Genomic DNA, 22,698 nt, shown 5'->3' on the forward strand with positions numbered 1-22,698 from the left:
GGAACATCTGTGCGCTTTCATTCGCTCCGCAATCCGTTAAAAAGGCCGCGGCCGCCGGCCTTTTGGCCGGTGTCCGGCATCTGACCGCCGGACGAGGTCTGAAGGAATCGCCATCGAGGGCGTGGAGCGACCGCAATGTCCGCTGTCACGTTCGGCTGATCGCGAGAGGAAACACGGCAGCGGATGTCGCGCGGGGGCGGCGCCGTGTGGGCGAAACCATAGCTGGAGAATGAGAATGGTGGGCCGAGCGCTCAATTTGGCGACGGTGGTGGCGGTGTTCTGCATGGGCTTTGCGGGGGCCGCCGTTGCGCAGGAAAATCTCGATGCGGGCAAGAGTCCTGCGCAGATCTACAACGGGACCTGCGTGGTCTGCCACAAGTCGCCGCGCGGCCTGGTCAAGAACACCTCGGCCGGCTCGCTGCCCGGGTTTCTGCGCCAGCATTATACGACGAGCCCCGAGATGGCCGGCGTGCTCGCCAACTACCTGATTGCGAACGGCGCTGCGGATGCGCGCTACACGGGCCATTCGGCCAAGGACGGCAAGGAGACGCGGTCCGAGCGCCGCGCTCGGTCGGCCGCCACCGAGCCGTCGGAGGCGAAGCCAGCCGCCGCGGATGCTGCTGCCAGCCCAGGCGAGCCGCGCCGCCGTTCGGGTCATCACTCCAAGCGCTCCGCGCCGGCCGAGGCGAAGCCCGACGCGGCAGCGGATCCAACCGCTGCGCCGGCCGATGGCGAGGGCAGCGCGCCCGCGAAGAAGGGCAGGCTCGGCAAGCGCAAGAAGCCGGCCCAGGAGGGCTCGGCTGCGGAGGAGACGCGCGGCGAGCCGACCGGTGCGACCCGGCCGTCGCCGTCGCGCGAGGACAGCGCCGCCGGCTCCGAGCCGCCGCGGGTCGAGCCGGCGAGATCGAGCGACGCCGCCCCGGCGCTGCGGGCCGATCCGGTCCCGCCGGTGACGCCGGCGCCGGCCACGACCCAGTCGGTGCCGTCGGATCCCTCGGTTCCGTCCTCGCCCTCGCGGTGAGACGACAATGAAAAAGCCCGGCTCGTTGAGCCGGGCTTTTCCGCAAATGGGCTGAGCGCGCTTACTGCTGCGCGGGCTCGCCGGCAGCGCCCTCGTCCTGGGCCTCCGGATCGAAGAACTCGCCGGCGGCGGCAATCGCTTCGGCGGCGGCGTCGCGGTCCTCCTGGCGGGTCGAGATGTCCTCGCCGCGCTTGATGCGCTCGGCCTCGTCGGCGCTGCGGGCGACCGTCACGGTCACCGAGGTCTCGACCTCCGGGTGGATCGCGATGGTGATCGTCTGCTTGCCGATCGTCTTGATCGGGGCGTCGAGCCAGACCTGCGGCCGGCTGACGGTGATGCCGTCGGCGGCCAGCGCGGCGACGATGTCACGCACCGAGACCGAGCCGAACAGCTGGCCGGATTCGGAGGCTTGGCGGATGATGACGATGTCGCGGCCGTCGATCTTCTCGGCGACCTTGGCCGCCTCGCCCTTGGCCTTGATATTGTTGGCCTCGAGATCGGCCTTCATGCCCTCGTACTTGGCCTTGTTCTCGGCCGTCGCCCGCAGCGCCTTCTTGCGCTTCAGCAGGAAGTTGCGGGCGAACCCGTCCTTGACCTTCACGATCTCGCCCATCTGGCCGAGCTTGGCGACACGTTCCAGCAGAATGACTTCCATCGATGTTCTCCTTGTGATGTTCGGAAGCGGTTGGTGTGAGGTTGAGCCTTTACGGCACCGGCAAAGGCGGCGGCTGCCGCGGGCCGAAACGGTGGCGGAGGTCGAAGGCGGCGTCGGCGAGGCCGAGGACGATCATCGCCAGCATGGGGATCGGCCAGATGAAGGTCAGCATCAGCGCGTAGGCGAGGCCGAGCCAGAGCGGCCGGGTGCGCAGCGGCAAGGTCAGCGTATGCAGGACCGCGAAGCCGGTCAGCGCATAGGCGGTCAGCAGCGCTGCGGCGGCGATCCGCGCCAACATGCCGATCAGTCCGCCTGGGAAGCAGAAGGCGATGATCGCAAACAGCGCCGGAAGCGTCATCAGCGGCAGCTTGGTGTCACGCAGGCGAGGCCATGGGCGCATCAGCCGGCCGGAGATCGCCGTGATCTTTGCGGCTGCCAGAACGTTGAGCGACAGGATCGTGGTCATGATCACCGCGGCCATGGGCGGCGCCATGAAGACCAAGAGCTCGATCAGCCGGGGAATGTCGACCGCGTCGGTCGACGTGACGGTATTGCCGAGCACGCGCGACAGCAGCCGCCTGAGACCCTGATTGGTGGCCGTCATGTCGGTGCCGAAGGAGAACGCGGCGATCAGCGCCGCGATCACCGCGATCCACAGCAGGATATGGCCGGGCGGATACCATTCGATGCCATCCTGGCCGGACGGGCTGGTCGTCGGACGGCCGAGCAGGACGAGGTGGCCGAGCCACCAGGCCGGCAGCGTCACGGAGACGGCAAAGGCGAGAGCGCGATCGAAGCCGAAGATGGCCAGCACGCAAGCGGTTGCCACGAGACCGCCGATGACAGCGCAAGGCCGGCCCCAGGCGATCGCGGCGACCAGCAGCGGCACGGGCGCGAGCAGCGCAAGCACGAGCGCCGTCATCACGCCCGACCCGGTCGAGGCGAACATGACCGCGGAGGCAGCGCCTGCCGCGAGCGCGATGAGAAGCGTTCCGATCATCAGCTGTCCCGCTCCCTTCGAGCGGTTAGAGGCGTGATGGCCCCAACCATCGGCGACCGGACGACCCGGAAGCCTTATGAGAATTCAACGAGAGGAGCCGGCGGCGCGGGGCCGCCGGTCCGAGGTCCGCAATCAGCGGATGACGTAGGGCAGCAGGCCGAGGAAGCGGGCGCGCTTGATGGCGCGCGCGAGCTCGCGCTGCTTCTTTGCCGAGACGGCCGTAATGCGGCTCGGCACGATCTTGCCGCGCTCGGACACGTAGCGCATCAGCAGCTTGGAGTCCTTGTAGTCGATCTTCGGCGCGTTCGGCCCGGAGAACGGGCAGGTCTTGCGGCGGCGGAAGAACGGGCGACGTGCGGGGGCTTCAGCCATTGATCTTACTCCTCGTCCGCAGTTTCTTCGTCACGGGGACGGCGCGGGGGACCGCGATCACCACGGTCGCCACGATCACCGCGGAAACCGCCGCCATCGCGCTCACCACGGAAGCCGCCGCCACGGTCGTCGCGCTCACGGTCGCGATCGGCCTTGCGCATCATCGCCGACGGACCTTCCTCGAGCTCGTCGACGCGGACGCTCAGGTAACGAATCACGTCCTCGCTGATCCGCTCCTGACGCTCGATCTCGGCGATCGCCGCCGAAGGCGCGTCGATGTTGAGCAGCACGAAGTGCGCCTTGCGGTTCTTGTTCATGCGGTAGGTGAGGGAGCGAACGCCCCAATTCTCGGTCTTGGTGATCTTGCCGCCGAGACCTTCGACGATGCCGGTCATCTGGGCCGTCAGTTCTTCCACCTGCTGGGTGCTCGCGTCCTGACGCGCGAGAAAAACATGCTCATAAAGAGGCATGGCTGTCCTTTCCATGTTGCGCAGATCCCGGCGTCAAGCCCTTCGAGCCCTTGTGGAAAGGACTCGCAGACGTCAGCTCAGAAGGCGGGAACACGGGACGACGGGCCGACTGGCCCTGCCCCACCAAAGTCGCCTGGACATCCTGGAGGAGATACATCCCCAGGATCGAGCAAGGTTAATTTGCTGGGACCGTCCGTTCAGCTCCCGGCTCGGGATCCACGGATGGCGGGCCTTATACCGATTTTCGGCGCCAAGGCAAGGGAAAGTGGTCGAATTGCGCCCGTCACGCGCTTGACATCCCAGCCTTTGCCAGTGTCTTTCCGGCCAAAGCTACTCAATTCCAGGGATTTTGGAACGTTCAGGGGGCGGCCATGACGGCAGCATTCACTTTTCCGGGGCAGGGGTCCCAGGCCGTCGGCATGGGCAAGGCGCTCGCGGACGCCTTCCCGGTCGCCCGCTCCGTGTTCGAGGAGGTCGACGCCGCCCTCAGCGAGAAGCTGACCGCCCTCATCTGGGAAGGCCCGGCCGAAACCCTGCAATTGACCGAGAACGCCCAGCCCGCCCTGATGGCGGTTTCGATGGCAACCTTGCGGGTGCTGGAGGCCGAGGCGGGGTTCTCGGTCGGGCGTGATGCGGCCTTCGTCGCCGGCCACTCCCTCGGCGAATATTCGGCACTCGCGGCTGCCGGCAGCCTGACCATCGCCGACACCGCCCGCCTGCTGCGGACGCGCGGTCTCGCCATGCAGAAGGCCGTTCCGGTGGGCGTCGGCGCCATGGCCGCGCTGCTCGGGATGGATTACGAGGCCGCCGTGGCTGTTGCCGACGAGGCGGCCCAGGGCGAGGTCTGCCAGGCCGCCAACGACAATGGCGGAGGGCAGGTGGTGGTGTCCGGCAACAGGGCCGCCGTCGACCGCGCGGTCGAGATCGCGCGCGGCAAGGGCGCCAAGCGCGCCATGCTGCTGCCGGTCTCCGCGCCGTTCCATTGCAAGCTCATGCAGCCGGCGGCGGACGTCATGGCGGAGGCGCTGTCCAAGGTCACCATCAAGGCGCCAGCCGCGCCGCTGGTCTCGAACGTGCTCGCGGCGCCGATCAGTGATCCCGACGAGATTCGCCGTCGCCTGGTCGAGCAGGTCACGGGTACGGTGCGCTGGCGCGAATCGATCGCCTACATGGCGAGCCAGGGCGTGACGCGGTTTTTCGAAATCGGCGCCGGCAAGGTGCTGAGCGGCCTGGTCAAGCGGATCGCGGACGGTGCGGTCGGTGTCGCCGTCGGCGGGCCGGCGGACATCGCGGCCGCCAAGGATGCGCTGGCCGCGGCCAAAACGTCGTAAAGGGCTGCGTGCAGCGGCATTGAGGAGAGTTTGATGTTCGATCTGAGTGGCAGGACCGCGCTGGTCACCGGCGCGACCGGCGGCATCGGCAATGCGATCGCCAAGGCATTGCATGCCCAGGGAGCGACCGTGGCCGTTTCCGGCACCCGGCGCGAGGTGCTCGAGACCCTCGCGGGCGAGCTGGGCAGCCGCGTGCACGTGCTGCCCTGCAATCTGTCGGATACGGCCGAGGTCGAGGCGCTGGTACCGGCCGCCGAACAGGCCATGGGGCAGGTCGACATTCTCGTCGCCAACGCCGGCATCACCCGCGACAACCTGTTCGTGCAGCTGCGCGACGAGGATTGGGACGAAGTGATCAAGGTCAACCTGACCGCGACATTCCGCCTCTCGCGTGCCGCCACCAAGCTGATGATGCGCAAGCGCTTCGGCCGCATCATCGCGATCACCTCGATCGTCGGCGTCACCGGCAATCCGGGGCAGGGCAATTACACGGCGTCCAAGGCCGGCATCATCGGCATGATCAAGACGCTCGGTGCCGAATATGCCAAGCGCGGCGTGACCGCCAACTGCATCGCCCCGGGCTTCATCAAGACACCGATGACCGACGCGTTGAACGAGAAGCAGCGCGAGTCGATCCTCGCCAAGGTGCCGGCGGCGCGGTTGGGCACGCCCGAGGACATTGCTGCAGCTGCGGTGTACCTCGCCTCAAACGAGGCGGCCTATGTCACGGGCCAGACCATCCACGTCAATGGCGGCATGGCCATGATCTAGGCTCTGCCGCGGCTCGGAATGCGGCGAAAAGACGTCGCGACCACCATACCGGGCCGTGTGGTCAATGATTCGCGTGTATGGTAACCGGGCGGCTGATGGGGGCACGAAGAACGCCATTGCAGGATTTCCAAACCCTGTATATTGGCGGGGCGAGCTACCATCGTTCGCCGGGCCTCCGTCGACTGGTGCTGCTGATCCGGGTTTCTGTTTGAGCGCTCTGGATCGGAGGCGTACCGGCCTCATGGAGAGTGTGGATTGGAGTTTGTGAGTGGCCCCGTTTCCGAAGTTTTCGGACCGCAAGTCGTCCGCCAAATTTCGGTAAAGGGGCGCTGCGGGGCAAATCTGGTTTTGCGCGATCGCGAAGGAAGTTTAGCGGCCGGGGTGATGCGGATCATCCGGGGGTCGGGTCTTAAAGGAACAAGCACGAGGTTGAACGATGAGTGAGATTGGCGAGCGGGTTAAGAAGATCGTGGTCGAACACCTTGGTGTCGAGCCCGAGAAAGTGGTCGACAACGCGAGCTTCATTGACGACCTCGGTGCTGACAGCCTCGACACGGTCGAGCTCGTCATGGCCTTCGAGGAAGAGTTCGGTTGCGAGATTCCGGACGACGCCGCGGAGACGATCCTGACTGTCGGCGACGCCACCAAGTTCCTCGAGAAGAACGCCAAGAGCTGACGCTCTAGCGAAGTTGCGCGAAACCGGCCGATCCGTCTTGTGCGGTCGACCGGTTTCTTGCTGTTGGCGGCGTCGCGATGAGCCGTCATCTGGCGGCCGGCGACGGACGATTCGGACGCGCTGCCTGGCCAGAACGTGTTACTCGAACAATTGACCCGAGGTGCGGCGACGGCAGTCAGCCGATCCACAAGCGCTCAAGGTCGGGTCTGGAGAAACGAACATGAGGCGGGTTGTCGTCACTGGCCTTGGCATGGTTTCGCCGCTTGGCTGTGGTGTGGAAACGACCTGGCAGCGCATCCTTCAGGGCAAGAGCGGTGCGCGCTTGATCGAGTCGTTCGATGTCTCCGATCTTCCCGCCAAGGTGGCCTGTCAGGTGCCGCGCGGCGATGGCTCCGACGGCACCTTCAATGCCGACCAGTGGATGGAGCCGAAGGACCAGCGCAAGGTCGACGATTTCATCATTTTCGCGATGGCTGCGGCGCGTCAGGCGCTCGATGACGCCAACTGGCATCCGGCAACGGAAGAGGACCGCTGCGCCACCGGCACGTTGATCGGGTCCGGCATCGGTGGCCTCTCGGGCATTGCCGACACTGCGATCCTCCTGAAGGAGCGTGGTCCGCGCAAAGTGTCGCCCTTCTTCATTCCCGGACGTCTGATCAACCTCGCCTCGGGCTATGTCTCGATCGAGCACGGGCTCAAGGGCCCCAATCATTCGGTAGTCACCGCCTGCTCGACCGGCGCGCATGCGATCGGCGACGCCAGCCGACTGATCGCGCTCGGCGATGCCGATGTCATGGTCGCCGGCGGCACCGAATCGCCGATTTGCCGAATCGGCATGGCCGGGTTCTGCGCGGCGCGCACGCTGTCGACCGGATTCAACGAGACGCCCGAGCGGGCATCGCGCCCTTACGACAAGGACCGCGACGGCTTCGTGATGGGCGAGGGCGCCGGTGTGGTCGTGCTCGAGGAGTATGAGCACGCCAAGGCACGCGGCGCGCGGATCTACGCCGAAGTCTCCGGCTACGGACTGTCCGGAGATGCCTATCACATCACCTCGCCATCTCCGGACGGCGACGGCGGCTTTCGCAGCATGAGTGCCGCCTTGAAGCGTGCCGGCATCACGGCAGCCGATCTCGACTACATCAACGCCCACGGCACCTCGACGCAGGTCGGCGACGAGATCGAGCTCGGCGCCGTCGAGCGTCTGCTCGGCAATTCCGCGTCGAAGATCTCGATGTCCTCGACCAAATCGTCGATCGGTCATCTCCTGGGAGCTGCGGGCGCCGTCGAAGCGATCTTCAGCATTCTCGCGATTCGGGATAACATCGCTCCGCCGACGATCAACCTGGAGAACCCGTCGGTGGAGACCGCGATCGACCTCGTGCCGCATGCGCCTCGCAAACGCGAGATCAACGTGGCGCTGTCGAACTCGTTTGGTTTCGGCGGCACCAACGCGTCGGTGGTTTTGCGGCGCGTGGCGAACTAGTGCGGAAGGACGGATGCCGCTCGGGCCGATTGTCGCTTGGTCACGTGGATATCCGACTGCAGCCACACTAGAACCCAAGACTTCGCGTGTCCTTCGCAGGTCGGCCTTCGGCGCCGATGCGGTAAGTGGATGCGCATGGCGGTGAGGCCCGGCGAAAACACCTTTTCGCCGTATTCGATGACGACATGACGAATCGTTAAATTGGGCGTGGACTTCAGGTCGCTTGCGTTGGGGAGCGCACGGCCACGACGAGAGCGACAGGACTGAAGGTTGCATCGATGAGTGAACGGCCGCCCATCTCACCCCGCAGCCCGCGCGCAGCGCTGGAGCCGGAACGCGTGCCGCCGCCGCCGCGCCGCTCCGACCGCGCCCGCAATCCGTTCGTGGTGGTCGGCAATGCGATCATCACCTTGCTCATCCTGGCCATGCTCGGCGTGGGCGCGGCCTACTATTATGGACGGCAGATCCTCGAAGCGGCAGGACCGCTGCAGGAGGACAAGATCGTCAATATCCCGCAGCGCGCGGGTAAACGCGATATTGCCGACGTACTCGCGCGTGAAGGCGTGATCGACGTCAATCCGTGGATCTTCATTGGTGGGGTCTATGCCCTGAAGGCCAGTTCCGACCTCAAGCCGGGCGAGTATGCGTTCCAGAAGAATGCGTCGTTGCGCGACGTGATCGGCGTCATCGTCGAAGGCAAGGTCGTGCAGCATTCGGTGACCGTGCCCGAGGGCCTGACGTCAGAGCAGATCGTGGCCCGCCTGTCCGAAAACGAGATCTTCACCGGCAGCGTCCGCGAGATTCCGCGCGAAGGCACGTTGTTGCCGGAGACCTACAAGTTCCCGCGCGGCACCAGCCGCGATCAGGTCGTGCAACGCATGCAGCAGGCGCAGAAGCGGGTGTTGGCCGAGATCTGGGAACGGCGTAGTCCGGATCTGCCGGTCAGGACGCCGGAGCAGCTGGTGACGCTGGCTTCGATCGTCGAAAAGGAGACCGGCAAGCCCGACGAGCGCAGCCGGGTGGCCGCCGTATTCGTCAACCGGCTGAAGCAGAGGATCAAGCTGCAGTCCGATCCGACCATCATCTATGGTCTGGTTGGCGGCAAGGGCACGCTGGGCCGTCCGATCAAGCGCAGCGAGATCACCCAACCGTCGCCCTACAACACCTACGTGATCGAGGGCCTGCCGCCGGGACCGATCTCCAACCCCGGCCGCGCCTCGCTGGAGGCGACGGCCAATCCGGCGCGCACGCGCGATCTCTATTTCGTCGCCGACGGCACCGGCGGCCATGCGTTCACTGAAACCTACGACCTGCACCAGAAGAACGTCGCCAAGCTCAGGGCGATGGAGCGGCAGACCCAGAACGACACCGTCGAGCCCGACGAGGCGCCGCCTGCCGTCGTGGGCGGCGCGGCCGATCCGGCGGCCGGAGCGGCGGCCCCACGGACTCCCGCAGCGGCAAAGAAGCCGCCGGCCAACCGCGCCACCGGCGGAGTTGCACCGGGGGCCGCACCTGGCAATGGCGCCCGTCAGGGGGCGGCGCAGCCGAGCCCGCCGGTCGTTCAGCAATAATTTCCCACGCATGTCGGCCGCGCAGAACCGGGCTTAACATTTGCCCAAAAGGCCGTAAGGTTCGCGCACTTTTGGCGGGGGCTGAGTCTGTCCTCGTTCCCAATGTGCCGGAGACATGGACGAAATGGCGCTGTCGAGCATGACCGGCTTTGCCCGTAGCCACGGAGCAAGCGGTCCCTACTCGTTCGAGTGGGAGTTGAAGTCGGTCAACGCCAAGGGATTGGACATCCGGGTGCGGTTGCCGCAGGGCTGGGACGAGGTCGAGGCCTTCGCCAAGAAGCGCGCAACGGAAGTCCTGTCGCGCGGCACCGTCTATGCGAATCTCACCGTCAAGCGCACCGAGACCGGGTCGACGGTGCGAATCAACGAGGACGTGTTGGCTGCGGTGGTGAAGATGGCGAGCTCGCTTGCGGGCCGGATCGACGCGGTCGCACCGAGCATCGATGGGCTGTTGTCGATCAAGGGCGTGATCGAGGTGGCGGAGCCGGAGAGTGACGAGGCCGAGGACAAGGCCGCCAAGGAGGCGGCGATCGCGGCGTTCGAGACCGCGCTGAAGCATCTCGTCGAGATGCGCCGGCGCGAGGGCGACACACTCGGACAAATCCTCAATCAGCGCGTCGACGAGATCGAGGCGCTGGCGAAAAAGGCGGAGGCATCGCCGGGCCGCAAGCCCGAGGCGATCAAGGCGCGGCTGGCCGAGCAGGTGGCAGCCTTACTCGAGACCTCCGATCGTTTCGATCCCGATCGCCTGGCGCAGGAGGCGCTGCTGATCGCGGCCAAGGCCGACGTGCGCGAGGAGCTCGATCGCATTACCTCGCACATCGCGCAGGCGCGCGAGATGCTCGGCAAGGGCGGGCCTGTCGGCCGCCGGCTCGACTTCCTCGCCCAGGAATTCCATCGCGAGGTCAACACCACCTGCTCGAAGTCGAACGATATCGAGCTGACGAACATCGGCCTCGAGATGAAGACCGTGGTCGAGCAGTTCCGCGAACAGGTTCAGAATCTGGAGTGATCCATGGCGGCTCACGACGGAAGCTTCGATGGGGTCGAGCGGCGCGGCCTGATGTTCGTGCTGTCATCGCCTTCGGGGGCGGGCAAGACGACGCTGTCGCGCCTGCTGATCGAGCGCATGCCGGGCCTGCGGATGTCGGTTTCGGCGACGACGCGTCCGATGCGCCCCGGTGAGATCGACGGCCGCGACTATCACTTCGTCGACCGGGCGCGCTTCGAGGACATGGCCAAGCGCAACGAGCTGCTCGAATGGGCCACCGTGTTCGACAACCGCTATGGCACGCCACGCGCGCCGGTCGAAGCGGCGCTCTCCGGCGGCCAGGATGTGCTGTTCGACATCGACTGGCAGGGCACGCAGCAACTGCGCGAGAAGGCGCGGCAGGACGTCGTCAGCGTGTTCATCCTGCCGCCGTCCGCCGCCGATCTCGAGAAGCGGCTGCATACGCGTGCGCAGGACTCCGATGAGGTCATACGCGGGCGCATGAGCCGCGCCAGTCACGAGATGAGCCACTGGGCGGAGTACGACTACATCGTCATCAACCGCAACGTCGACGATGCGTTTGCCGAGGTGCAGTCGATCCTCAAGGCAGAGCGCCTGAAGCGCGAGCGCCGGACCGGATTGACGACCTTCGTCCGCGAGTTGCAGCGCCAGCTCGAAAGCTGAGGCGCCTGTCACGCCCGTCGGCCGAGGCGCGCCAGGATGTCCTGGATGCCGTCGAGCGACTCATCCTGCTGAATGTTGCGCGGCCGCGGCCGCAGCGCGGGCGGCCGCGGAATGAAGTCGAGCGGCGGGGTCGCCGGGTCCTCGAACGGCGTCGGCACGAACAGGGGGCGCTGCTGCTGCGGCCGCTGCGCCTGCGGTCTGTCGATGGGGAGCGCGGCGGGGATCGACGACCGCGATTCCAGGAGACTCATCAGTCGGGCCGCGGGATCATCATGCATGTGCGCGACGTTCTGCTGAGCCTCGACGGAGAACTCCTCGTGCTCCTCCTGCTGCGGCTCTGCCTCCAGCTCGTCCTCGGGCAATGAAAAGCGCGACTGCAGAAGGTTGATCAGCGCCGCCGCGGGATCGTCGAGCTCATCGTCTTCGGCGGCAGGGGCCTCCGACATCATCGCGGGTCCGGCCATGGCGATGTCATCGTCAGGCTGAGGGGCCGGTTGTCGTGCCGCATGCGCGCGAAGCGTCTCGATCAGTGCGGCCGCTGGATCGGCTGGTGCCGTCGACGGCGCGCGCGTGGGTTGATCGGGCATCGCGGGAACGGGCTGAGCGGCCGGCTGGCCGCCACGCAGACGATCCGTCAGATGTTGCGATGCCGGCGTGGTCTGGGGGGCCGCGTCCTCACGCGCTGGCGGAGCCGTCTCAGCGAGGACCGCTGCAGCCGGAGCATCGCCAGCCTCGCCGGGTTGCGTGGTACGCCGCTTGGCCGCGCGCGATACCAGCAGCGCGGCAATCACCTTGGCGGCGTCGACCGGGGCGCCGGCAGAGGGGGACGCGGCTTCGCTGCTGCGGGCCTTGCGCAGCGCCGACACGATTTCGCTGACGTCGACAGGGGCGGGTGGGGCGGCGCTTGTGCCAGCCTGCGTCGGTGGCGGGGCGGGTGGCGGCATCGGTGCGGCCGCCTGGACGCGGGTGGGATTCGCAGGTTCAACTCGCTGCGCAGCCGGCCAGGGCTCGGCGGGTGCGGTCGGCGCCGCATAGGTCGGCGAGCGTTGCGAGGCGGCTGCGGCACTCGCCTGGGCTGCTGCAATCTTGGTGGCAGCGGCCTGCGCCGCGGCCATCTGGGCAGCCGTCAGTTGTGCTTGCGCCGGAGCAGCAGGCGATGGAGCAATTGCGGCAGCCGGCGATGGCTGCACGTTGGCCGCAGCGGCCTGTGCCCCGGAAGGCTCAGCCCGGCGCACCGCTGCGCGATCCACCAGCTCATCGACCGCCTGCCACACTGCGTCGGTGGACTGCGACCGTTGCATCTCCGCAGCCGCGTCCCGGTCGCGTCGGCGAGCGGCCACGGCCGGGTGATCCTGATGCTGGGGAGACGGCGCCGGTCGCTGTGCACGGGGGTCGATCTGGTCCGTTGAAGCGGACAGCCGCGCGCTGGCGAGGTCGAGCGCCGAAGCCGGCTGAGAGCCGCGGCTGCTGCCTGGATGGGATGGTGCCGCCGGCATGCTGCCGCGGTTCGCACGCATCCCGCCCTGCGGCGCCTTGGACCGTGGTTTGATGCGACTACGGCGCATCCGTACTGCGTCCGCGTGCCAGCTGCCGTTGCGCCGTTGCCGCCGTCCCATCCGGCTGAGCCGATAGAGCGCGCTCGCCAGCAGTCCTGAAATCGCGAGTGCGCCGATGACCACGAGCATGAGCACGTGGATGGGCGCTTCGGGCTTGCTCGGCTTGGGTGCGATGATCGGCCCGTCGGCAGCCGGCGCCGCATTCGCGTCCGGCTCCACATTGCCGTCGTCGGCCATTGCCGGCGGTGGCGCATCGGCCGCAATCGGGTCAGCCTGTTGCGGCGGGGCGGAGGGCCAGGGCGAGGTATCGAGGCTGCGCGGCAGGCTGGCGTCCGACGCCGTCAGCGTCGTCCGTGTGGCGAGGGTCTGCGGCTTCGGCGTGCCTCGCACGGCGAGATCGGTACGCAGCCGCGGCTGCGGCGCTTCTGCGAGGGCGTCGCTGGTGCGAACGACCGGGCCATCGGTGCGTCTTGGCGTCAGTTTGGGTGGAGCGGGCTGTGCGAAGTCCCAGGGAGCCGGCTGCTGCGTCGCCCGTATCGGTGCCGCGGCGTCACGGGGGTTGCCGTTGGCGTCTTTCAGATACCAGCAGCGCCGATTGGTGCCACGATCGAAACGATAGTACCAGCGTTGCGCGTCGGACTTCTCTCCCGTCGGCTCGGTCAGACATTCCTCCGCCGCGAAGACGACGCGCGGCAGCACGAGCACGACGGTGCCAGCGATTCCGGCAGCAATGGCAAATGCAACTCCTGCCGTTCGGCTTGCCATTGAAGACTCCGGATACGCTTACGCAACGGCGCGTTCTCGGAGACAAGTTGGGTGGCAATGAGCCGCAATTCCGGATTAATTCTGTCTCGATCCTTTCGTGTCCGAGTGCGGCTTTTTTCCCACAAGAGGGTTTGCATCGCGCCGCGATTTTGGCCGCGCTATCGCGCCAAATCGGTCACATCGGTGAAGATGGACCTGGTTTTTCACCCTCAGGGATAAAGGGCGTCACACCGACAACCTCTGCGTTTGTGGACAAATGATTGGCAGCAGCGGCGGCGGTGCAGCACCGCCGCCGCGTCCGATGTCGCAACAGGCGACGGATCAGTTCGTCAGCACCACACGTCCGACCACATGGCCGGCGCGCAGTGCATCGATCCACTTCTGTACGTCAGCCATCGGCTCCTCGCGCATCGGCGGCGGCTTGATCTTGCCGGCGCGCGCGAGCGCCATCAACTCGTGCGCCTCAGCCAGCGTGCCGACCATGAAGCCCTCGATGGTCATGCGCTTGTACACCCATTGAACCATCGGCAGGGTGAACTGGCCGCCCATCAGTCCGGAGACGACGATCTTGCCGCCGCGTGCGACGACGGACACCGCAAAGGCCATCGACTTCTCGTTGCCGGCGAAATCGACGACCTCGTCGAAGCCGCCCTCGGTCTCCTTGAGGATGCGCTTGATCACATCCGGCTCGGCCGGATCGTAGGCCGTCGCGGCGCCATTCTTCAGCGCGGTCTCGCGCGCGGCCGCCGAGAGGTCGGCCACCGAGATCGGTTGCTTGAACATCGCCTGCGCGAACGACAGGCCCATCATGCCGACGCCGCCGAGTCCGATCAGCAGCAAATTGCGCTGGCGCGGCCGATCCACGAGGCGCTTGAGCGCGCCATAGGCCGTTACGCCGGAGCACATCAGGGTCGCGGCCTGGTTGACCGGCAGCGGATCATACTCCAGCAGATATTTCGCGTCGGGCACCAGCACGTGGGTGGCGAAGCCGCCGTCGATGGAGACGCCGAGGAAGCGCTGCTTGGCGCACAAATTCTCGTCGCCATTGGCGCAATCGCGGCATTGGCCGCAGCCGATCCACGGAAAGACTGCGCGGCGCGCGCCGATCAGCTCCTTCGGCACATCGGGTCCGACCTCGTCGACGACGCCGGCAATCTCGTGTCCGAGCGTGAAGGGCAGGGTCATGCCGCGTGTGGTGTCGAGTCGCTTGCCATTGCCGAGATCGGCATAGCCGTCCTGGATGTGCAGGTCGGAATGGCACAGGCCGCAACGCTCGATGCGAACCAGAACTTCCCGGCCTTGCGGCTTCGGCGTCTCGGCGATCGTCTCGCACAGCGGTGCATCGAATTTGACGAGCGACTGACGGCGCATCAACGCCATGATGAAACTCCCTGAAATGCTTGTTGATTAAGACTTGTTCTCGTTGCGACTATTGGTCAATTCGCGGGCCATGGCAACAAAGCCGGAAACCGGGATGGTCTCGGCGCGGCGCGTGGAATCGACCCCGGCCGCGGCAGCCAGACGCGCGGGATCGGCGGGCAGCGACTTCAGGCTCTGCCGCAGCATCTTGCGGCGCTGGCCGAAGGCGGCTGCGGCAACCTGTTCGAGCGCGCGGCGGTCGCACGGTTCGGGTGAAAGGCGCGGCACCAGCCGCACCACCGACGAGGTGACCTTCGGCGGCGGTACGAAGGCCGAGGGCGAGATGTCGAACAGGATCTTGGTCTCGCAGCGCCAGTTGGCGAACACGCCGAGCCGGCCATAGGCGTCCTCGTTCTCGCGCGCGACGATCCGCTCGGCGACCTCGCGCTGAAACATCAGCACCATCATGTCGTACCAGGGCGGCCACGGCTCTACGGAAAGCCAGCCGATCAAGAGATGCGTGGCGATGTTGTACGGCAGGTTGGCGACGATCTTCGCCTTGGTGCTGCCGAGATAGGGCCGGACGTCGAAGGTGCGGGCGTCGGTGCAGACGATTTCGAGCCGGCCGGGGTAACGGTCGGCGATCGCCTGCAGCGCCGGGATCGCGCGCTCGTCGTGCTCGACCGCGATCACGTGGCGCGCGCCGAGCGCGAGCAGCGCCCGCGTCAGGCCTCCCGGGCCGGGGCCGATCTCCACCACGGTGGCGTCCTCCAGCGGACCCGCGGCCCGCGCGATCCGGGCGGTGAGATTGAGATCGAGCAGGAAGTTCTGGCCGAGCGCCTTGCGCGCCGACAGCTGATGATCGCGAATGACCTCGCGCAGCGGCGGGAGGTCGTCGATCGCGCTCATGACGACTGGCTGGCCATGCGTGCCGCGAGCTCGAGCGCCGCGATCAGGCTCGCCGGATTGGCGGTGCCCTTGCCGGCAATGTCGAAGGCCGTGCCGTGGTCGGGCGAGGTGCGGATGAAGGGCAGGCCGAGCGTCACGTTGACGCCCTCGTCGAACGCCAGCGTCTTGATCGGGATCAGCGCCTGATCGTGGTACATGCAGATCGCGCAGTCGTAGGACTTGCGCGCGGCTTGATGAAACATGGTGTCGGCCGGCAGCGGCCCCTGCACGTCCAGGCCCGCGTTGCGCAAGGTGGCGATCGCCGGAGCGATGATCGTGTCCTCCTCGGTGCCCAGCGTGCCGTCCTCGCCGGCATGCGGATTGAGCCCCGACATGGCGATGCGCGGCCGCGACACGCCGAAATAGCGGCGCAGGCTGGCGGCGACGATGCGCGTCGTCGACGTGATCAGCGGGCTGGTCAGCTGCTCGATCGCATCGCGCAACGCGACGTGGATCGTCACCGGCACCACGGCGAGAACAGGCGACCACAGCATCATGACCGGCTGTGGCGTGGCTCCGCCATCCGCGGCGAGCTCGGCGAGAAATTCGGTATGGCCGGGATGCGAGAAGCCGGCGCGGTAGAGGACGGCCTTGGCGATCGGGTTGGTCACGACGGCGCTGGCGCGTCCGGCCCTCACGTCGGCCACGGCCTCCCGGATCGAGCCGATGGCCGCCTCGGCACTCGTCATGTCCGGGCGGCCCGGCAGGGCCGTCACGGCGTGCCCGGTGGAGACCACGGGCAGCGCGGTCGCAAACGCCTGCGCCGCTTGTTCGGGACGAACCTCGTCCACAGTGACGGGGAGGTCGAGCAGCTTGGCGCGCTGAGCCAGGAAGGCCGGATCACCGCGCACGTAGAAGGCGGGGAGTCCGAGCTCGGTGCGGCGCAGCCACGCCTGCAGGGTGATGTCGGGGCCGATGCCTGCCGGTTCCCCCAGGGTCAGCGCGAGCGGCTTCGTCATCAGCGATATTCGATCATCGCCGCCTTGCGGACTTCCTGCAGATAGGCCTTGGAGGTGGCCTCGTATTTCTTGGTATACATCTGCTCCTTGATCTCGCGCTTCTTCGGCGTGTCGATCGTGGTCGGAGTCCGCGAGCAGAGCGCCACCATCTGAATGCCCTGCCGTGTCGCTTCCGGCGGAGTCAGGTGGCCGATCGGCGTGTCATCGAGCAGCTTGCGCAGATTCGGCGGAATGTCGGCGGACGTCTTGACGACGATCTCCTTGATGACCGCATTCGCCGTCGTCTTGAAGATGTTGTTGGCTTCGGCGCAGGTCTGCACCCGTGAGCGCAGCGCCTCCGCCTCCTTGTGACGTGCTTCCATCAAGCCCTGGTTCGAGGAGTTCGACACGATCAGCACGATCGGCTGCATCTTGTACTCGAACGCTTGGCCCTGCTGATCGCCGTCGCCGCCGGCGGCGGCGACAGCCGCGGCGACGTCCTTGTCGGAGACGAGCAGCCGCTCCTTGTAGCGGCCGCGCACCAGGCTGCTCCAGACGATCTCGGCCTTGATGCGGGCCTTCAGCGTCTCCGGCCGCACGCCCTGGCTCTCCAGCGATTTGGTCAACTGTTCCGGGTTGAGCCGCATGCGAGAGCCCATGCCGGCAAACGACTGGTCGACGTCGGAGGCAGTCGGCTCGACGCCGTACTTCTTGCCCTCCTTGATCTTCACCTTGTCGTCGATCAGCTCGTCGATGATCTCCTGGCGGGACTGATGCTTGCGAGTGCTCAGGAAGTTCAGCTTGGTGCGCTGCTCGATGTCATAGTCGGTGATGGGATCGCCATTGACCATGACGACGATGCTCTGAGCGCGAGCCGACATCGTTCCGATGCCGCAGACGAGTGCGGCAAGAGTGCAGATGGCCAGGGCCCGAAGGCGAGGAGAGAACGCGATCGTCATGACCAAGCTTCGCTGTCGCTATTGATCCAACTGGAAACCGCGCCACGGCTCCCGACGAGGGACTTTCGAACCCCACGGAGCGGCCCGTCGGAGACTGGCGCGCGCTACTGAAGGCCCCCAGCCCCGGTTCCCGTGGACGAGGAATTGGCCAGCGTCCGGAGTCCGATCTGGAGCATATAGGCATGGCTCAGAACGGGGGGAGTGGTGCCTGCCGTATAATTATACGACGTTACATAGTTGGCGGCCAGCACGAAACAATCATCCACATAGCCGGCGCCGATCACATACTGGTTGATCTTGTTGGCTGCCAGATCCCAGCGCGCTGCACCCGTGACGACCCAGTTCGGCGCCACCTTGACCGAGCCGCTGCCGAGGATGCCCTCACGCCGGTCGAGATAGCCGAGCGCCGGATCGGCGGCATAGTTGCCGTAGGTCAGGGCCACCGACCAGCGGTCGAAGTTCGCCTTGGCTTCCGCCTCGAAGCGCTGGATGTTCAGGGTCTGCTGGTCGAACCGGCTGCGCATGCTGAACGTGTAGGTGCGGTTCGGCGAGTAATCGACACGCGCCACGTAGTCCGAGACGTTCTTGTCTAGGCCGGAGCCGATGGCGGTGTTGTTGGCATCCTGCACCGCGAACGAGTTCATCCCGAACAAATGGTAGGACTGGCCGAACAGCACGTTGATGGTGCCGCCGCGGTCGAACTGCGTCGTCGCCTGGACGCCGACATTGGCGCGGCCGCCGCCTTCGACGCGGTCGTAGCCGGAGAACTTGTCGACGCTGAACAGGTTGCTGGCGTCGAACACCATGCTCTGGGCGTCCTCGTTCGGCAGCCGGCCGGCATAGGTTTCGTTCGGCCGGATGATCACTTGCGCGATCGGCTCGATCGTCGTCGTGCCCCATGGCTGCACGTTGATGAACGGATAGCGATATTCCAGGCCGACCGTCGGCATCAGCCGCAGCGCCTGGGTGTCGCCGGTCTGCAGGAAATTACCGACGCCCGGCTGGTTCGAGACGTTGGCGTTGATCGCATCCGCGCGCAGGATCGCGAACGGCGTCCAGATCTGGCCGTAGGGATCCGTGAACGACCGCCGCCACTCCGCCTGCGCGGTCAGGCGGGTGTAGGTGCCGGGCGTGGCGCGCAGCAGGCACTGGTTGGGCAGACGCGCCCGCGGATCGGCAGACACCGTCGTACACAGCCCGGCGGTGTTGGCGGTGGTCGTGATCGGATCGAACACCGCCGTCTGGCGGCTCAGATTGACGAAGTTGGTCTTGTAGCTGAACTCGCCGCCGAACACGGGGTAGTTCAGCACGTTCGAGTAATCCAGCACCGGATAGACCACCGGCACGGTCTGCTGGTTGCCCGAGAAGCTTAGATAGTGGATCGCCCTGACGTCAAAGAAGCTGCGACTGCCAACGCCGGTCAAATACAGCTGCGAGATCGCCTCGGTCGGCAGGCTCATGAACGAGTTGAACGGGTCGCGGTACTGCGCCAGCCGGTAATCCGACAGGAACATGTAGTCGGACAGCAGGATGCCGTCCCAGCCCCAGACCCACTTGTCGTTGAGCGCGAACTGGCCCTTGGTGTCGACGCCGCCGCGGAACTGGCGATCGCCCGGCTGGCCGGCGAAGGCGTTGCGGTCGAGCTGATCGATGCCGTACAGGCGCACCTGATAGCCGCCATTGCTGAGGCGCTGGCGGAACTCGGTCTGCAGCAGCACGCCCTGCTTGGAGGTGATGCGCGGCGTGAAGGTCGCGTCGTAATCCGGCGCGATCGCCCAGTAATAGGGGATGTCGACGCCGAAGCCGTAGCCGCCGGTCTGGGTGACGCCGGGCATCAGGAAGCCGCTCTTGCGCTTCACGGTCGGATCGGGCGTCGAGAAGTAGGGGATGTAGGCCAGGGGAACGCCGAAGAACTCGAGCTGGGCGTTCTCGAAATACAGCATCTTCTCGGTCTGGTCGTGGATGATGCGCGCACCCTTGACCTGCCACAGCGGCGGCTTCTTCGGATCGTCCTTGCAAGGCGCGCAGGCGGTGTACACGCCGTTCTCGAAGACGGTGTAATTCCCCTTGGAGCGGTCGGCGCGGGTCGCCGCCATCCGCGTCTGGTCCTCGGTCTCGACGCGCAGCGAATCGACGAAGCCGTCACGATAATCGTCGGACAGGTCGAGGCTGTTGGCGTAGGTGATCTTGCCGTCGGCGTCGGTCATGCGGATGTTGCCTTCCGCATGCAGACGCTTGGTCTTCTGGTCGTAGATCACCCGGTCGGCCTCGACCGAGGTGCCATTGTAGAACAGCTGCACGTTGCCGACCGCCGACACGCGCGAGTTGTTGTAGTCGTAATCGACCTCGGTCGCCTGCACCAGCATCTGGTTGTCGTTGGCGACGCGCGGCGGCGGCGCCTTGGGCGGGCGCGGATTGTAGGTGAAGCCCTGCGCGGCGGCAGGACTCGGCGCCACGACCCCGGTCGCAGCCGCAACCATCAGGCCGAGCCCGCAGGCCAAAACGAATCCAAGCACGCCAGACCCGGCGCGACGCACGCGCACGCAACCGCGGCGCGCAACGGCATGCTGCCGAAGCGCGGCGAGCGCTGTCTGACGGACGGCAACGAACGACACTAGCCGTCCTCCTGGTAGAGCAAAGCCATGAAACCGGTGAGGCCGCCGACGAACACCGGCAGCCACGCCGCAGCGATCGGATTCATCAACTCAGCCTTGCTCAAATCTTCAGTTACTTTCGACAGAACGTAGAGCAGAAACCCGGCGCCCACGCCACTCAAAACCATTTTCTGTACGCCACCCATTCGGAAGAACCTGAGCGACACGGACGCAGCCAGCATGACCATCGCAGCCAGCAAAAACGGCTGCGCGATCAGCTTATGATACTGCAGTCGGTACCCCGCGGTCGCGAAGCCTGAGCTCTCCGACGAACGGATGTATGTCGGCAGTTGCCAAAACGACACAGTTTCGGGGGTGGAGAAGCTGTTTCGGACCTGCGCCGGCGTCAGGCTGGTCGGAAGAATGAACGTCGGTTCGTCGACAGGGGGCGCATCGAGGGAGAATCGGCGCACCGAGCGGAAGACCCACCGGCCTTCTTCGAGGGTCGCCTCGCGGGCTTCGATTCGCTCCTTGAAGTGCTTGTCCGTATCAAAACGGAACAGGGTCAGTCCGGTCAGGCGGACGCCCTGCTGCTCGCTGCGGGCGGCATTGATGATCACGGAGCCGTCCGGGTTGATCTGGTTGAGCCAGAAGCCGGCCGCATCCTGCACGCCGCCGCCGGGGGCCGCGCCGAACAGCTCGGCCTCCATGCGCTTGGAGAGCTCGCGCAGATTGGCCGACATCGGGTTGTAGAGGGTCGTGGCCATCAGCCCGAGCACGATGGCGCTTGCCAGCGCCGGCGCGATGAACTGCCAGGCGGAGACCCCGGCTGCGCGCGCCACCACGAGTTCGAGCCGGCGCGACAGCGCGAGATAGCAGGTCATGGCGCCGATCAGGACGCAGAACGGCATCATCTTCTCGAGCAATTGCGGCACCCGGAACAGCGACGTTTCCGCCACCATCAGCGCCGAAGCGGAGGCGAGCCCGGAGGTCTTGCGCACCATCTCGATGTAGTCGACGAGCACGAGCAGGATGAAGATGCTCGCGAACACGCCGACCGCCGAGACCAGGAAACGGCCGGCGAAATAGCGCCCGAGCGTGTTGGTGACCATGCTCATGCGGTGGCCGGCCTTCCGAACAGGCGTGCGATCCGCGCGTTCGAGCGGTTGATGGCTTCCATCAGCCGCGCCGGCGGCTCGACCACCACGCCGCCGATGATGATCCAGATGCTGAGGCCGAGCACGCCGAACAGCATGAGGTACTGCACCAGCGCCGCCATCGGCGTCTTCACCGTCATGACCGAGCAGGCGAAGCCCGCCATGCGCACGCCGAAGACGGCGAGGATCGCGCTGCCGAACGAGAAGTTGCGGCTCTGGCGTGTCGTCCGCGGCGCGCCCAGGAATGCGAAGGTGAGGGCTGCGAAGGCGAACGGATAGATCGGTGCCAGGAAGCGGTCGTGCAATTCCTGCCGGAATTGTCCCGGGATCTGCTTGTAGATCGGATCGTTCTCGGCGGGGGCCATCAGCTCCCAGAGATAGCGCTCGCGGATGCCGAGCGTGACGTCGCGGCCCTGATTCGAAAACTTCGACATGTCGAAGGCGTAGCGGGCGAACGCGACCATCGCCGGCTCGCGCTTGCCGAGCTCGAAGCGTTCCAGATTGCCGTCCTCGAGCACCAGGAACGAGCCGTCGGCATTCTTCACGACGGTGCCCTTCTCGGCGATGATCGTGATTCGCTCCTTGGGGTCGCGGCGGTCGTCGATCAGGATGCCGGACAGCTCGCCGCCGGGTTGGCGCTCGCGGATCCGGATGGTCAGGTTCTGGTCGAGCTGCGCGAACCGTCCGGGCTGCAGGATGTTGGCGAGCACGTCGGCGGTGATCTCGGCATCCCACTGCTTGATCCGGCGCAGGCCGTCGGGGGCGAAGAAGGCGGCGATCACCGTCACCAGCACGGCCACCGCGCAGGTGGCATAGGCGAACGGCACGAACAGCCGGATCGGCGACATGCCGGCCGCGTTCATGACGATGATCTCCGAATCGGTCGCGAGCTTGTTCAGCGTGTGCGAGACCGCGATCATCAGCGCAATTGGCGCGATGACGCCGAGCAGGGAAGGAATCACGAGCCCGGTGATGCCGAGGAAGGTCAGGATCGTCTGGCCCTGGCTGGTCATCAGGTCGATGCCGCGCAGCGCCTGCGTAATCCAGATCACGCCGGTGAGGCTGATCAGGACCAACGCGAACGACGCCAGCGTCGTGCGAAAGATGTACCTGTCGATGGACCCCATCGTCTGCGCTCGATCCCCAATCAGCAGTCCCGGAACGAGCGCTGCAGCCCCCCTTGAAACGGGTCCCCCAAGGCCGCTGTCGCCGTGACGTTCCAAGAGCAGTGAATATCATTACCATCTCGTTGATCCGTCGACAAAATGGCTGTGGCGTGGCGCCCCGAAAATACGGTCAAAATTTCATGATTGTGACTGGCCCGCCACGCGGCGCTTGGCAGCCGCGGCCCGGGCAGGTCATACTGCTCCCAAGTTGGGTTCCGAACTGCCGCC

General features: G+C 66.2%; 20 protein-coding genes. 8 read left to right on the forward strand and 12 right to left on the reverse strand.

The features are described 5' to 3' along the window. The first annotated feature begins 235 nt into the window (after positions 1-235). Positions 236-1,021 (forward strand): hypothetical protein, encoded by a 786-nt coding sequence (locus QX039_RS02385; RefSeq protein ID WP_315739392.1) that lies wholly within the window; start codon positions 236-238, stop codon positions 1,019-1,021. Between the two features lie 61 nt (positions 1,022-1,082). Here QX039_RS02385 and rplI read toward each other — a convergent pair whose 3' ends face one another. The 4 genes from rplI to rpsF form a co-directional block, all read right to left on the reverse strand. After that, positions 1,083-1,676, reverse strand: a complete 594-nt coding sequence (rplI, locus tag QX039_RS02390) for a 50S ribosomal protein L9 (protein ID WP_315739393.1) — start codon at positions 1,674-1,676, stop codon at positions 1,083-1,085. A gap of 49 nt (positions 1,677-1,725) precedes the next feature. Next, the gene (locus QX039_RS02395) at positions 1,726-2,676 is read right to left on the reverse strand and encodes a hypothetical protein (RefSeq protein WP_315739394.1); all 951 of its coding nucleotides are present in this window, start codon (positions 2,674-2,676) and stop codon (positions 1,726-1,728) included. 132 nt (positions 2,677-2,808) lie between these two features. Beyond that, the gene (gene rpsR, locus QX039_RS02400; RefSeq protein WP_008963441.1) at positions 2,809-3,048 is read right to left on the reverse strand and encodes a 30S ribosomal protein S18; all 240 of its coding nucleotides are present in this window, start codon (positions 3,046-3,048) and stop codon (positions 2,809-2,811) included. Between the two features lie 5 nt (positions 3,049-3,053). Next, positions 3,054-3,518, reverse strand: a complete 465-nt coding sequence (rpsF, locus tag QX039_RS02405) for a 30S ribosomal protein S6 (protein WP_315739396.1) — start codon at positions 3,516-3,518, stop codon at positions 3,054-3,056. A 371-nt stretch (positions 3,519-3,889) separates the two neighbouring features. Here rpsF and fabD point away from each other — a divergent pair, with 371 nt between their 5' ends. From fabD to gmk, 7 genes are all read left to right on the forward strand, one after another. Next, entirely contained in the window at positions 3,890-4,849 is a 960-nt protein-coding gene (gene fabD, locus QX039_RS02410) for an ACP S-malonyltransferase (RefSeq protein WP_315739397.1), read from the forward strand. Positions 4,850-4,882: 33 nt separating this feature from the next. Further along, a complete protein-coding gene (gene fabG, locus QX039_RS02415) occupies positions 4,883-5,620 on the forward strand; it encodes a 3-oxoacyl-[acyl-carrier-protein] reductase (RefSeq protein WP_315739398.1) in 738 nt (245 codons plus the stop codon). Positions 5,621-6,056: 436 nt separating this feature from the next. Next, a complete protein-coding gene (locus tag QX039_RS02420) occupies positions 6,057-6,296 on the forward strand; it encodes an acyl carrier protein (RefSeq protein WP_006610957.1) in 240 nt (79 codons plus the stop codon). A gap of 220 nt (positions 6,297-6,516) precedes the next feature. Next, positions 6,517-7,782: a beta-ketoacyl-ACP synthase II gene (fabF, locus tag QX039_RS02425; RefSeq protein ID WP_315739400.1), complete on the forward strand. Its 1,266-nt coding sequence runs from the start codon at positions 6,517-6,519 to the stop codon at positions 7,780-7,782. A 278-nt stretch (positions 7,783-8,060) separates the two neighbouring features. Next, positions 8,061-9,353 carry an endolytic transglycosylase MltG gene (gene mltG / locus QX039_RS02430; protein ID WP_315739401.1) on the forward strand — a complete coding sequence of 431 codons (1,293 nt, stop codon included), beginning with the start codon at positions 8,061-8,063 and terminating at the stop codon, positions 9,351-9,353. 124 nt (positions 9,354-9,477) lie between these two features. Further along, positions 9,478-10,365 carry a YicC/YloC family endoribonuclease gene (locus QX039_RS02435; RefSeq protein WP_315739454.1) on the forward strand — a complete coding sequence of 296 codons (888 nt, stop codon included), beginning with the start codon at positions 9,478-9,480 and terminating at the stop codon, positions 10,363-10,365. Between the two features lie 3 nt (positions 10,366-10,368). After that, entirely contained in the window at positions 10,369-11,028 is a 660-nt protein-coding gene (gmk, locus tag QX039_RS02440) for a guanylate kinase (protein ID WP_315739402.1), read from the forward strand. Positions 11,029-11,036: 8 nt separating this feature from the next. Here the strand turns inward: gmk and QX039_RS02445 are convergent, their stop codons facing one another. The 8 genes from QX039_RS02445 to lptF form a co-directional block, all read right to left on the reverse strand. After that, positions 11,037-13,289 (reverse strand): hypothetical protein, encoded by a 2,253-nt coding sequence (locus QX039_RS02445; protein WP_315739403.1) that lies wholly within the window; start codon positions 13,287-13,289, stop codon positions 11,037-11,039. Positions 13,290-13,670: 381 nt separating this feature from the next. Then, positions 13,671-14,729 (reverse strand): alcohol dehydrogenase, encoded by a 1,059-nt coding sequence (locus tag QX039_RS02450; protein WP_315739404.1) that lies wholly within the window; start codon positions 14,727-14,729, stop codon positions 13,671-13,673. Positions 14,730-14,756: 27 nt separating this feature from the next. Continuing rightward, positions 14,757-15,617 (reverse strand): 16S rRNA (adenine(1518)-N(6)/adenine(1519)-N(6))-dimethyltransferase RsmA, encoded by an 861-nt coding sequence (rsmA, locus tag QX039_RS02455; protein ID WP_315739405.1) that lies wholly within the window; start codon positions 15,615-15,617, stop codon positions 14,757-14,759. Continuing rightward, positions 15,614-16,615, reverse strand: a complete 1,002-nt coding sequence (gene pdxA, locus QX039_RS02460) for a 4-hydroxythreonine-4-phosphate dehydrogenase PdxA (RefSeq protein WP_315739406.1) — start codon at positions 16,613-16,615, stop codon at positions 15,614-15,616. The genes rsmA and pdxA overlap by 4 nt, the downstream gene beginning before the upstream one ends. Then, positions 16,615-17,553 (reverse strand): SurA N-terminal domain-containing protein, encoded by a 939-nt coding sequence (locus tag QX039_RS02465; RefSeq protein WP_315739408.1) that lies wholly within the window; start codon positions 17,551-17,553, stop codon positions 16,615-16,617. The genes pdxA and QX039_RS02465 overlap by 1 nt, the downstream gene beginning before the upstream one ends. A gap of 104 nt (positions 17,554-17,657) precedes the next feature. After that, the gene (locus QX039_RS02470) at positions 17,658-20,168 is read right to left on the reverse strand and encodes an LPS-assembly protein LptD (protein ID WP_315739409.1); all 2,511 of its coding nucleotides are present in this window, start codon (positions 20,166-20,168) and stop codon (positions 17,658-17,660) included. After that, positions 20,168-21,265: an LPS export ABC transporter permease LptG gene (lptG, locus tag QX039_RS02475; protein ID WP_315739410.1), complete on the reverse strand. Its 1,098-nt coding sequence runs from the start codon at positions 21,263-21,265 to the stop codon at positions 20,168-20,170. The genes QX039_RS02470 and lptG overlap by 1 nt, the downstream gene beginning before the upstream one ends. Further along, on the reverse strand, positions 21,262-22,431 hold the full coding sequence (gene lptF / locus QX039_RS02480) for an LPS export ABC transporter permease LptF (protein WP_315739411.1): 1,170 nt from the start codon (positions 22,429-22,431) through the stop codon (positions 21,262-21,264). The genes lptG and lptF overlap by 4 nt, the downstream gene beginning before the upstream one ends. Positions 22,432-22,698: the final 267 nt, after the last annotated feature.

Source organism: Bradyrhizobium sp. SZCCHNR1043 (assembly GCF_032489675.1).
Taxonomy (GTDB): domain Bacteria; phylum Pseudomonadota; class Alphaproteobacteria; order Rhizobiales; family Xanthobacteraceae; genus Bradyrhizobium.

What these genes read in the sequence shown, in the direction of transcription:
- QX039_RS02385 (WP_315739392.1), top strand. Translation starts at nt 236, where the DNA reads ATGGTGGGCCGAGCGCTCAATTTGGCGACGGTGGTGGCGGTGTTCTGC.
- rplI (WP_315739393.1), bottom strand. Translation starts at nt 1,676, where the DNA reads ATGGAAGTCATTCTGCTGGAACGTGTCGCCAAGCTCGGCCAGATGGGC.
- QX039_RS02395 (WP_315739394.1), bottom strand. Translation starts at nt 2,676, where the DNA reads ATGATCGGAACGCTTCTCATCGCGCTCGCGGCAGGCGCTGCCTCCGCG.
- rpsR (WP_008963441.1), bottom strand. Translation starts at nt 3,048, where the DNA reads ATGGCTGAAGCCCCCGCACGTCGCCCGTTCTTCCGCCGCCGCAAGACC.
- rpsF (WP_315739396.1), bottom strand. Translation starts at nt 3,518, where the DNA reads ATGCCTCTTTATGAGCATGTTTTTCTCGCGCGTCAGGACGCGAGCACC.
- fabD (WP_315739397.1), top strand. Translation starts at nt 3,890, where the DNA reads ATGACGGCAGCATTCACTTTTCCGGGGCAGGGGTCCCAGGCCGTCGGC.
- fabG (WP_315739398.1), top strand. Translation starts at nt 4,883, where the DNA reads ATGTTCGATCTGAGTGGCAGGACCGCGCTGGTCACCGGCGCGACCGGC.
- QX039_RS02420 (WP_006610957.1), top strand. Translation starts at nt 6,057, where the DNA reads ATGAGTGAGATTGGCGAGCGGGTTAAGAAGATCGTGGTCGAACACCTT.
- fabF (WP_315739400.1), top strand. Translation starts at nt 6,517, where the DNA reads ATGAGGCGGGTTGTCGTCACTGGCCTTGGCATGGTTTCGCCGCTTGGC.
- mltG (WP_315739401.1), top strand. Translation starts at nt 8,061, where the DNA reads ATGAGTGAACGGCCGCCCATCTCACCCCGCAGCCCGCGCGCAGCGCTG.
- QX039_RS02435 (WP_315739454.1), top strand. Translation starts at nt 9,478, where the DNA reads ATGGCGCTGTCGAGCATGACCGGCTTTGCCCGTAGCCACGGAGCAAGC.
- gmk (WP_315739402.1), top strand. Translation starts at nt 10,369, where the DNA reads ATGGCGGCTCACGACGGAAGCTTCGATGGGGTCGAGCGGCGCGGCCTG.
- QX039_RS02450 (WP_315739404.1), bottom strand. Translation starts at nt 14,729, where the DNA reads ATGGCGTTGATGCGCCGTCAGTCGCTCGTCAAATTCGATGCACCGCTG.
- rsmA (WP_315739405.1), bottom strand. Translation starts at nt 15,617, where the DNA reads ATGAGCGCGATCGACGACCTCCCGCCGCTGCGCGAGGTCATTCGCGAT.
- pdxA (WP_315739406.1), bottom strand. Translation starts at nt 16,615, where the DNA reads ATGACGAAGCCGCTCGCGCTGACCCTGGGGGAACCGGCAGGCATCGGC.
- QX039_RS02465 (WP_315739408.1), bottom strand. Translation starts at nt 17,553, where the DNA reads ATGACGATCGCGTTCTCTCCTCGCCTTCGGGCCCTGGCCATCTGCACT.
- lptG (WP_315739410.1), bottom strand. Translation starts at nt 21,265, where the DNA reads ATGAGCATGGTCACCAACACGCTCGGGCGCTATTTCGCCGGCCGTTTC.
- lptF (WP_315739411.1), bottom strand. Translation starts at nt 22,431, where the DNA reads ATGGGGTCCATCGACAGGTACATCTTTCGCACGACGCTGGCGTCGTTC.